Source organism: Hoylesella loescheii DSM 19665 = JCM 12249 = ATCC 15930 (genome assembly GCF_000378085.1).
Classification (GTDB): Bacteria; Bacteroidota; Bacteroidia; order Bacteroidales; family Bacteroidaceae; genus Prevotella; species Prevotella loescheii.
Genome location: NZ_KB899218.1, coordinates 134550 through 145587, shown reverse-complemented (window position 1 = coordinate 145587; position 11038 = coordinate 134550). Strand labels below are relative to the sequence as shown.

The 11038-nt window shown below is 45.1% G+C and carries 10 protein-coding genes and 1 pseudogene; 6 read left to right on the top strand and 5 right to left on the bottom strand.

Going from position 1 to position 11038, the window contains the following annotated elements; all coding sequences use genetic code 11:
- Positions 1–243: hypothetical protein (locus F453_RS0110310; RefSeq protein ID WP_018967610.1), on the bottom strand; the 243-nt coding region annotated here is incomplete at its 3' end.
- A gap of 295 nt (positions 244–538) precedes the next feature.
- Here F453_RS0110310 and F453_RS0110305 point away from each other — a divergent pair.
- Genes F453_RS0110305 through F453_RS0110295 form a run of 3 tightly spaced genes read left to right on the top strand, consistent with a single transcriptional unit; the run spans position 539 to position 3217 of the window.
- Positions 539–1309: a NigD1/NigD2 family lipoprotein gene (locus tag F453_RS0110305; RefSeq protein WP_018967934.1), complete on the top strand. Its 771-nt coding sequence runs from the start codon at positions 539–541 to the stop codon at positions 1307–1309.
- Positions 1310–1313: 4 nt separating this feature from the next.
- On the top strand, positions 1314–1883 hold the full coding sequence (locus F453_RS0110300) for an RNA polymerase sigma factor (protein ID WP_018967933.1): 570 nt from the start codon (positions 1314–1316) through the stop codon (positions 1881–1883).
- On the top strand, positions 1880–3217 hold the full coding sequence (locus tag F453_RS0110295; protein WP_018967932.1) for a porin family protein: 1338 nt from the start codon (positions 1880–1882) through the stop codon (positions 3215–3217). The genes F453_RS0110300 and F453_RS0110295 overlap by 4 nt, the downstream gene beginning before the upstream one ends.
- A gap of 544 nt (positions 3218–3761) precedes the next feature.
- On the opposite strand, the gene F453_RS0110290 is transcribed toward F453_RS0110295, so the two are convergent.
- Positions 3762–5366 (bottom strand): hypothetical protein, encoded by a 1605-nt coding sequence (locus F453_RS0110290; RefSeq protein ID WP_018967931.1) that lies wholly within the window; start codon positions 5364–5366, stop codon positions 3762–3764.
- Between the two features lie 60 nt (positions 5367–5426).
- Positions 5427–5606 carry a hypothetical protein gene (locus tag F453_RS0110285; protein WP_018967930.1) on the bottom strand — a complete coding sequence of 60 codons (180 nt, stop codon included), beginning with the start codon at positions 5604–5606 and terminating at the stop codon, positions 5427–5429.
- A gap of 906 nt (positions 5607–6512) precedes the next feature.
- Here F453_RS0110285 and F453_RS0110280 point away from each other — a divergent pair.
- The 3 genes and pseudogenes from F453_RS0110280 (at position 6513) to F453_RS16275 (ending at position 9337) form a co-directional block, all read left to right on the top strand.
- Positions 6513–8480, top strand: coding sequence for a leucine-rich repeat domain-containing protein (locus F453_RS0110280; RefSeq protein WP_018967929.1), 1968 nt, complete (start codon positions 6513–6515; stop codon positions 8478–8480).
- Between the two features lie 90 nt (positions 8481–8570).
- On the top strand, positions 8571–8783 hold the full coding sequence (locus tag F453_RS0110275; protein ID WP_018967928.1) for a hypothetical protein: 213 nt from the start codon (positions 8571–8573) through the stop codon (positions 8781–8783).
- A 335-nt stretch (positions 8784–9118) separates the two neighbouring features.
- A pseudogene (locus tag F453_RS16275) lies at positions 9119–9337 on the top strand (hypothetical protein).
- Positions 9338–9548: 211 nt separating this feature from the next.
- On the opposite strand, the gene F453_RS0110270 reads toward F453_RS16275, so the two are convergent.
- Both F453_RS0110270 and F453_RS0110260 read right to left on the bottom strand, forming a co-directional pair.
- A complete protein-coding gene (locus tag F453_RS0110270; protein WP_009237572.1) occupies positions 9549–9929 on the bottom strand; it encodes a DUF805 domain-containing protein in 381 nt (126 codons plus the stop codon).
- 635 nt (positions 9930–10564) lie between these two features.
- Complete coding sequence (locus F453_RS0110260; protein ID WP_025790002.1) at positions 10565–10879, bottom strand: DUF3467 domain-containing protein; 315 nt, start codon at positions 10877–10879, stop codon at positions 10565–10567.
- Positions 10880–11038: the final 159 nt, after the last annotated feature.

Genomic DNA, 11038 nt, shown 5'->3' with positions numbered 1-11038 from the left:
CTCGACGTGTGCCTTGCGCTCTTTGGCAAGCAAGGCCTGAAGCTCCTCCACTGTGGTGGGAATATTCTCTTTCTTCATCAGCTCCTGTATTGAGGACAAGTCGGGATTGCCATACTCCCGACAAAAATTGAGGAATGTGGTATAGGGCACACCGCAACTTAACGCAAAGCTGCGGGCATCCATACCGCTCGTGATGTACTTACTTAATAACAGAATTTTCTCCGTTTCATTGTACTTTACCATGTTTTTTTACTTTTTTTTGTTTGAGGTAAAGTGTCAACTTATTTAGTACACTACAGTAGTGCGAGTACAAATGTGCTTGTAGTGCGCAAATGAGTATTAAACACCATGCGCTTTGAAATAGACTAGATGCAAAAGGTATTTATTACGCCAGCTGCTACGTGGTAATCGGCATAACGGCTGTTTCTTATCCCAAACTTAATTTATTAACATTCTTTTTGATAAAAAGCGGTATATGTCACGCAAGATTTCATATAATTGCAGTTTAAAAGGCAAACATCAACCAAAAAGAAGGATTATGAAGCAAAAACATTCATGGCTGGCTGGTGTGGGCATCATAGTTGCCATGTTCACATTTATAGCTTGCCAAGACGACAAAGAAGAAGACACGCTGTCTTACCCAACGGCTCTGGTGACCGTAAAGCCAAACTTGGGTAACACTGCGTTTACGTTGCAGCTAGACGATTCGGTGTCGCTAACGCCCTCTAACATGAAATCTTCGCCCTTTGGAATGAAAGAGATGCGGGCCTTGGTGAACTATAACGTGGTGGACGGACCTGCTGTTAAGGAAGGCAAAGACCGCGTAAAGGGAACAACCTACGTGAACATCAACTGGCTAGACAGTATTCGTACCAAAGTCATGGCTAAAAATCTAGGCGACGCTAACGCTAAAACGTATGGCAACGACCCACTAGAAGTGGTGAACGACTGGGTTAGCATTGCCGAAGACGGGTATCTGACGTTGCGTTTCAGAACTCGATGGGGTGGAAAAGTTAAACATGTGCTTAACCTCGTGGCAACACCCGATAAGGATAATGCCTATAAAGTGACGCTATATCACGATGCCAAAGGCGACCTCTTTGGGCGATGGGGCGATGGACTTATCGCTTTCCGACTGGCAGGACTTCCTGATACGGGGAAGAAATACGTGTTGCTAACGTTGGAATGGGAATCTTATTCGGGAAAGAAAATTGCTCGATTTAAGTACGCTACCCGTGAGGCAACCATTGCGTCGCAAAGTAAAATGGCCATCCTTACGGCTCCAGTTCAGATTACAAGCGTAGACTAAGGGCGTGCGTTTTTTCATCGGCGACAAGGAAGAAAAACTCGTTAACAGACTGCATGGTGGTGATAAAACCGCCATGCAAGACTTTTACACCCTTTATGCCGACTATATAACGAGTGTTGGAGCTAGGTATATAGACAACGACGACGACCTGAAAGACGTGTTGCAAGACTGCATGGTGAAGATGCTCACAAGCATCGGACAGTTTGATTATCGAGGGCCAGGCTCGCTGCAAGCGTGGGCCACGCGCATCATGGTAAACCAATCGCTATCGTTCTTAAAGCGAAAACGGGCGGAGGCCATAGTGTCGCTCGACGTAGAATTGCCCGATGAACCAGAAGTAGACGATCCACCCATCGACGATATACCACCAGACGTTATCCATCAAATGGTAAGAGAATTGCCCACGGGTTATCGAACGGTGTTTAACCTCTATGTTTTCGAAGACAAGAGCCACCAAGAGATAGCCCAATTGCTGGGAATAAAGAGAGATAGTTCGGCCTCGCAATTGCATCGCGCAAAGAATATGCTGGCCAAAAAGATAGAACAATACAACAAAACGAACACGACACGATGAACGAACAATGGAGAAAACAATTGCAACAGAAGCTTGACGGACACCGTCAGGCTGCTCCACAGTTGTCGTGGGACGAAGTGGAACGACGGGCCGTGATGGGTGTAAAGCCAGCTAGAGCTTCCATCTTAGGGCGTCGTATCATAGCTGTAGCTGCCTCCGTGGCACTGTTGGCCGGTGTGGGCGTTACGATGCTGTTGCTTAACAATGGGCAGAATGCGCGCCAAGTGGCCAACCTCGAACGGCAATATGCACCCCAACAAAATGGCACTAAGCCTGCCGAGAATGGTGCGAATGTCGTTGCGAACAAACTTCACGCAGAGCAAGGATCGCTCGGTAAAGGCGCTGCTGGCGATGACAACATACGCAACGGACAAGTAAGCAACGCTAGGCATCTTGTGGCGTATGGGCAAGGCGAGGGCACGGACATGTATATGCCAGTGACAGACCCAAGTCAACAGACTGCAAATACACCGCAGCAAACCACCGAAACCACACCAGACATACAACAAAATACACCAAATAACACCTCCAAAAACAGTACTGACAATGCCCCGCAGAAGGGACAAACCACGAGAACACAACCTAAATACCCTGAAGACTTACCTGTTGGATTTCCTAGAAGTTCGACAAAAACCTCAAAAGGTGGTGGCGTATGGATGGCCAAGGCTTATGTGTCGGGTGGCGCCATCGCTTCAAACAATAGCGAAGTGCAACGTCCGGCGTTGGTTATGGCACGTACATACGGTGCGCCTGTTGATGATGATATTCGCAATAGCGAGTATGTGCAGTTGCAAGACGTGTCGCCTGCTGTGGAAACAAAGGCTCACCATCGACAACCGCTGAGAGTTGGGGCTGCGCTTCGTTATGCCTTGAGCAAGCGTTGGAGCATAGACGCAGGCCTAAGTTATACGCGCCATCGCTCAGAGCTGACTAGGAAGACGGGCGGCGTTGTGAACGAAACGCAACAAACGCTGCATTATCTGGGTGTGCCAGTAAACGTTAACTATCGAATTGTGGGTAATCGCCGCTTTAATGTCTATGCCTCGGCAGGCGTAATGGGCGAAAAACTATTGAAAGGTAAACGAAAATCGGTTGCCGAATACGATGGCGTGCCCGAGGAAGAGCAAACAGAGAACGTCAAGGAGAAGCGTGCACAGCTATCGGTTAACGCAGCAATAGGAGCCGAATACAAGTTATACGACCGACTGAGTGTCTTCGCTGAACCTGGCGTAAGCTACTATTTCGACAATGGTAGCGACCTAACCTCCATTTATAAGGATCGTCCCACGAACTTCAATCTTAATGTGGGCTTGCGGTTCTGCATAAACAAGTGAGTATGGGCATTGCGTGATTAAAGTCGTATCGACGACCGTTTGGTTGTTGTTTGCGGGTTTAATGCGCAGTGGATAGTCGTTATGTTATTGACACTCGATAAGATATTGGATTACGAGATTTAATAAAACATATTGGTAAATGTAAATAGGGTAGTGTTGTAGATCATGTTAAGTCCGAATCCAGAAAGCAAATTTTTAAGTTTGTTGGTATTTAAATTCAAGGTAGCTGATTGTTGAGGATAGCACGCTGCTTATGATTGTGTTTGAGGCCACATCCCACTTATACGGTTGGGGTGTGGCTTTCTTCAGTTGACGAGTTAACACTTTGACAAGTTAACGAGTTGTGGCGCCTGTCTAGGTCTAAACTCATTGGCTAAGCGAAAACGTTCTTTCCTGATGGAAGAGTTAACAAGTTGACGGATAGACGAGTTGCTTTGTCCGTCTACTTATTAGTTTATTGATTAAACGAAAACGTTCCCCTGCTTCCCAAAAGTGGAAGCTGGGGAACGAATTCCTGATGTTATTTGACACTATCAATGTCTTTTTAATGGGCCGGACACAGGTAGAACCCGTTGGTGCGGTCGCCATATCCGGTGTGAACGCCACTCTCTGATACGTACAAGTTGTAACCTTGTGGAACGTTAGCTGTACCTTTGGGGCGAGGAGTAGACGACCAGATGTAACCTCGTACGCCAACTTTCATGAACTTTCCGAGGGTGAAATGACCAGCCGCAGGCAAGTAGAAGTAATCGCTTTGTTTAGCGGGCTTGCCACGGGTTACGGTGTGATTGTCTTGAACAAAGGCGTCGTAATTCTGGTTTTGAATTTTGGTGAAGTCGATGTTGTTAGGCGAAGTCACCTTCATTTGGGCTCTTGTCTTACCCAATTCCTTGGCAATTACGTCTAGTTTCTTCAACCACATGCCACCTCTGTATAGGTGTCCCATAATCGTCCAGGTTGAGTTATCCCAGTGCGCGTTGCCGTAACGCAACAGCCAAAGCAGCTCGTTGGCGTTAGGATTATTTTTTGCCGTGTACGATGCAGGGGTGTTATAGTCTGCGGGGTTGAACCATCTAGAGTCTGAAGACGTTTTGGGATAGTTGGCATTGGTCTCGTCAAGCAAGCTGGGAGGATTGGCTACGCCCTTCCAATAGTGCTCGCCAGCTTTGGCGTCCCACATATAGTATAGGTTTCTATCGTAGCGTTGCAGGCACAAATCGATTGTTACGCGTCTGTTCTTTCCTGCCGTTAGCTTTATTGAACCATAGTTTTTGCAAACCGTTCCGCATACCTTCGTGCGCGTGTCGTATATCGTATATTGTACGATAAAGTTGGTATAGCAACCTGGTGCAAGCACCATGATGGCGGCATTTTCAGTTACCGATGCGGCAGTGGGAATGTTAAAGCCGTTGTTACCACCACCGTTCAAAGTCAGGGTGATGCTTCTGTTAGATTCGTTAGCCGCGGGACGCGACGATAGTACAATGCCATTGTCGTTGAAGTCGAAAGTTCCTGCCAAAGCTTGGTTGGCTGTCACCTTAATCTTCGTTACCTTAACGTCGGAAGAGAAAGCTTTGCTGTGATAAGGCGTAAAAGTTAAGTACGCAGCTTGATGCGAAAGCGTGAAGGTATATCTACCATCCGACCCGCGACTTGCAACGCCAACACCGCAGTCGCCATCCGTTCCAATGTGCTCGCCTTGGTTAGGTTTGGCTTGTGCTTGAACGTTTTTGATGGTGACCTTATCACCAACAGGGTTGCCATATCCTGTATATCTTACGGGGTATTTGGCTTTTTTAAAGGTATCGGGGAAGTAGAATCTAGCGTGAGCAACCTTGTTTACGCCACTTGCTTGTGCCTGACTTTCAATGTTGTCTCTTATGCTCTGCACCAGCTTAGGAGTAGCGGTTTCGTCGTGAAGCCAAATCTTATCTCCTTTTGTCCAATAGAACGAGAGGCTATTCGTGCCATATTCGCCCGTTGTGCGAGTAGCAGATGAGCTGGCCGTTTCTTGGGGAGCGAACTCGGTTAATCCTGTTAAGTCTTCAGTCTTTTCTGTTAGTAGGCCTTGTGCAGCGTCTTCATTGCCGCAGCTGGCCAAGGAAATAGCTGCAAGGATAGATAGTGCGAAAAAGTGAATACGTTTCATTTCTGTCTCTCTTAATAATGTTTTACCGTTTGTTGTCTATTAATACCATTAGCTGTTTCCTTAGAGGTCAAAGTCGTCTTCAAAGAAGTTGCCTTGCTTGGAGTTTAGTTCTCCGTCGTCGGGGGCTTCATTGTGCCCACCGCTGGCAGAACCTTCTAGCAGATTTGTTTTTACTTCAATGCTTAAAACATTGCATTCGGGCTTGCTGTAAAGCCCGTTAATAACCCTAATTTTCCTCATCTAAATATAGTTTAATTGTTTATTTACCTTACTGAGATTAAAATGTATAGCATCGTGATTTTGGGTCGAGGCTCGCGGGCGACCCTTTCCATTAGTTCGCACACCTTATTTATATGGTGCCAGATGGTAACATCTTTTATGTGATGATTGTCGTTTGTTTTTAGTGAACAATGTTTAGTTGCGCTGATAAAAACCGTTGTAGTATGTCCTAGATGCGTTGCATATCCTGTTTAAACCCTCTATATTACAAGTATTTACGTATAGCGTACCTAATTTTGATTCTCTAATTATCAACGCAAAATTACTTCGTTTTTTAATGTTTAGCAAGCGTTTCTTATTGTTAAATATTTTGATTGTGATGTGTAATGTATTGACTTGCATTTTGTTACCCCTTTTCCTGTGTAATATTATTTTTGCTTAACTTAGCTGTTTGTAACGCTTTTAACATGTAACCCTATGGTATTTAATGTTTTATTACACATTGATTTGCATTCCTTTTGTTGTAGTTTGTACAATGTATTCTATTTATTAGACGTAAACCAAGTGTTTTATTGTCTTAGTGTTGTATAAGCCGTACATTCAATAATATGTCTCTTCTTTTGTTGAGCTAGTATTGGCAGGATAGATACGTTTAAGAGCTGAATCACTAACGTATGTTAAATCTTTCTTTTGTTTTGATTGTTTGTTGTGCTATTTATGTTTTGTATTGAGAAAAAATGTTAACTTTGCAGTTGTATTGAAAGACCATATTAAACAAATCATATCTCTTGTAATGTGGTGTCAAGATCCTCTATGTAGCTTGTAACAAGGCTATATGCGGCATTGTAGAATAATGTTTTATGGCGCTTTTTTCACAAGCGGCTACGTAATAATGATGTAAAAATAGCTTTATAGTAACATAATTTTATGAACATAGCAAAGAAATGTTTATCGGTTTTGCTTTTATGCCAGGCTTTTGTGCTAGGCGTGAGTGCTAAATTGCAGGTAACTAAGACCACAGATGGCACACTTGTGCTTACTCTGGAGCATCAAGGCGACCTGTATGCAGAGTTTACCTATGCGGGAGGGTATGTGCAATACACGGCCTCCGACTTGCTGAAACCCTACTTGGGTGTGAGCAAGATGAAGGTGATTACTAAGAACGGGGCGACAATGTCGGTGCAAGACATTGAACGCCTTTGTGGAGAGGACGATCCAGAGAATAATTTCCCCAACGTGTCGAACCTCGATTTGGAGAATGCCGAGTTGGCCGTTGCTAGCTCGATAAGCAAGCTTCACTTTATGGATAAGCTTAAAACGGTGGTTTTGCCACGCACGTTAACCACCGTTCCTAGTATGTGCTTCACGGGCTATAACTGTAAAATCGAACATGTAGTTATTCCCGATAATCCCGAGAGAAGCGTAATGGTTGAGGCTCAACCTTTCGGGCCGACCTTGAAAACCATTAAGTTGGGCGAGGTAAAGATGGGTGGCAACAGCAGCCTAAACCAGTATTCCTTTCTCGATTGCAAGCAATTGGTGTCTGTGGAGTTTGGTAGCGGTTGGAAAACTATTGGCGTGCAGGCCTTCGCAGGTTGCTCGGCCTTGAAGAGCCTTACCTTGTCTGAGGGCATCGAACATATCGAGCAGAACGCGTTCGAGGGCACTTCGATAGAGGCTATACGATTGCCGAACTCCTTACGAACCATCGGACCGGGTACATTTAAGTGCGAAAAACTCAAAACGATAACCATTCCTGCTGGCGTGGAGTTGATTAAGGCGCAGGCATTCCAAGATTGTAAGATGCTCACCGACGTTTATGTGCTCGGTGAGAAAACAAAGGCCGAGGATCAGGCTTTTGATATTACGGCTGTGAGTATCTTCAATTATAGCAATCCTAGTAAGGTTTCGCCCGTTACTCGTGCCCATTATAAACGTGGAAACGGCAGTCCCATGGTGATGTTGCACTTCCCGCAGGGGGCCAAAGACAAGTATCTTAATCCCGCTTCGAAAACTCTTGGCGGTACAACGGAAACCGTTCAGGCCGAGAATGGGGCTTATTGGCCCACGAAAGAAGACGGTAAGTACACCGTTTGCAGTGGTAATTATGCGGGTTGGCACAATTTTGTCTTGACTTCGGCCTATAACCCCGGTGAAGAAGTTTGGGAAGACGGGGTGCGTGTGGAGAACAAGTGGTATAGCATGTGTTTTCCTTTCGACATGTCCGAACAGCAATTGAAGAGCGCATACGGTCCTGAAGTGCGGGTGATGGAGTTCTCAAAGGTGAAGTCTGATTGGGATAGTCCGAAACATTTGCGTAAGAAAATCACGTTATACTTTCTAAAGCCAGCCACAGAAACGAAGGCCCACCATCCCTATATGATACATCCCGCTACGAGGAGAGGTACGTCTACAAATATGAAGAATATTGTGGTGGGCATAAAGAAACAACCTGAAACTGCGGCAAGCTTGAAGAAAGTGACAATTACGGAAGATGGTATCAACTACACGTTTGTGGGTAACTACCAACGAAATCGCCATCTCGAGAAATACTCGTACTACTATTATTCGGGTGACGACGAGAGCGTTTATAAGAATGGTTTTTATTGGTGGACAAAGGTAAACGCAGGTACTTGGACGCCTTACATGGCATGCGTGTTGGCTTCGGGCGACACTGGCGCTGGCGCGAAAGCTGAAACGGTGTTCTTTTCTGTTGATGAGGAAGGTACAACGACAGGTATCAATGCTGTAAAAGAACGGTCCGAAACCGCTGAAGGGAAATGGCACGGCAAGGTGTTTAACCTTAACGGCCAGGCAGTAGGTACGTATGGCGACTTGGAGAAATTGCCGAAAGGCATCTATTTGGTGAACGGAAAGAAACGCGTCGTTAAGTGAAACGGCGGGCGTGTTCTGTAAATGGTTTTCATTTGCAGAGCACGCCACCAACAATAACTAATTTACATGACAAATTTAGGAAGAATGATAATGGAAAAGAAACACTATATAGGTCCGAAAGTGGAGGTTGTGATGGTTTTGTTTGAGGGTCATCTTTGTGCCAACACCAACGAAAAAGGTGAATACAATATTGGTGGTGACACGGGTGGTATACATGAAGGAGGGCCTGGCGTGGCAGGTTCTAAGGGCAACGAGTTGAATTTGGATTGGGATGAGTCGTTGTCGATGGAGTGTGGCAGTTGACCGATACGTGCGTGTGAGTGGAATGCGCATTCCGTATTTGTTGCTTTTTGGAAATGTGTCTTGAAGTTTATTCCACGCTGTTCGTACAACTCTTGTAATTTGTTTTATAGGCCATTGCAATGCATAAACTAACTATACGTTATGCATTATTTACGTGGGTTCGGGATAAATCACAATCGTTATGCCTTCTGTCGCGTAGCGCTAGTTGGCAAGATAGCCATTCTTTTTCCTCTCCAATCTTGTTCAGAGGGCATGGCTTCTTATTCCAAACTCGCCAATTAATCATTCCGTCGTTCGCATTTTCACCGTTCCGAGAATGTGCCTTCTAAGCCCCGATTATGCATGATAACATTAACCGTTGCGTTATATGTGTTTTGGACGGCCGTTCCATGTTATCTGGAATGCTGTTCCAGTTGAATTGGAACCCTGTTCCAACATAGCTGGAACAGGAGTCCAACTTAGCTGTAACAATGCGAGAGCTGAAAAAGCTCACTACAAGCGCTTATCGGGTGGGGAGTGAATGTTGGCGTTTTGAGGTAGGAAGGGTGAGCTAGTGGCGGTGATAGGCTACGGAACTGGAGTGCAGATGTTATAAAGAAGGCCTGTATTCGACGAAAAACGAGGAGGCGAACGGTGTGTTTAGAAAACTTAATCCCTCAAGGCTTTAGGATTAAGGGCATATAAAAAAGAAAACCTCTTCCCCTCTCCCCGTTGTAAGATGCGGTGGAGTGGAGGAAGAGGCTATATCTATAAACTTACGTCTATTTAGGGTTGAGGCTCACCAAAGCGGTTTTCGGTGCGTTCGCCTTCTTGTGCGCAAAGGTAAAGATACCAAATGCCACCAACGAAAGGAATGAAGTTAACGCAGAACCAAACACCTTCTTTGCCGATGTCGTGTAGACGACGAACGCCAACAGCAATAGTGGGAACTAATGTGGCTAGCGCATAAACGATCAGCAATATGTTAGCCACCGATGCAAGGGCAGAACTTTCAGCTGCTACGCCAACAATTGTAAGGATATACAATACCATGGTGATGACAAAGTTAACTAGCACATACAGCCAGAACTCAGGGCGTCCAGCGCGACCGTTAAATTGAGCATACTTCTTAGTTAAGACGTTTTTGTAATTTCCAATAATGTCCATAATGTAAAAGTTTAAGTTATCGATAAATTTGTTTTTAAATGTCTTTTAGTTTGCAGGCGCTAACAATGCTGTTCAGCATGGTAGTAAATCTGCCTGCGAGAAGTTGTGCCGCGTCGCGGGCGAAGGGTGTTTTGGTGCCCATGTGACCCTACAATTAACTTAGCAGAAGCTTTGCTTTGGCAAGAAAACGTATTGCTTAGGAACGTGGTAAATTTCTCTTTTGCAAAGATAAACGAAAATCTCTAAACAGCCATTATAAATAGTTGTTTTTTTTGAACTTTTTCTATTTGTGACCCAAAATTAAGTAATTAATATGACAAAAACCGAATAAACGGCTAATTGTAGCTGGTGAGTTTATGTAAGTCGAACGTGTTTGTGCCTGGTATATATTAATTGGTGTAGCCGCAGTAAGCAGTATTAAGGGGATAAGTTTTGTTACTCATGTAAGAGCTCCTCAATATTATTGTGCGCCATTTTACTTACGTCTATAGTGGTTTGGCTACCCAGCTTTAATGTAAGAAACGATAAGCGGGTGTGCCAAAGCTATGGTACACCCGCTTAGTTTGTTATGTTGCACAAGCCGATTGGGGCTTGGATAAATCGTTGAAATGACGTGATACGCCGATGAAAAGCGTCTAAGCTTCGCCATTGCCACCCACGTTGAAGGGAGCGATGGTACGCGAACCCTCATTAGGTAGCTGTATCTTACCGAACTCTTGTTCGTATTTGAAGATGTTTTCTTGCAAAGCCATGAGCAGTCTTTTGGCGTGTTCGGGGGCCATAATGATGCGACTGGCCACTTCGGGCTTAGGCATGCCAGGCAGAATACGGGCAAAATCGAGCACAAAATCGCTTGGCGAGTGCGAGATAAGCACAAAGTTGGAGTATACTCCCGAAGCTATTTCGGGCTTTAAGTCCATCTCGAAGGGTACGGGTTGTTTTTGTTCCATTTCTATTTTAGGTGTTTGTTGACTTGCCACGTTGCGCTGTGGAGTTGCGTTTGGGGCGAAAGTCAAGCATTGGTGTTATCTATGATCTGGCGAATATGGCTATATGCAGCGTGCAATGGGTTATGCCATGAACGATGGGTGCAGATGCCTGACGTGTGC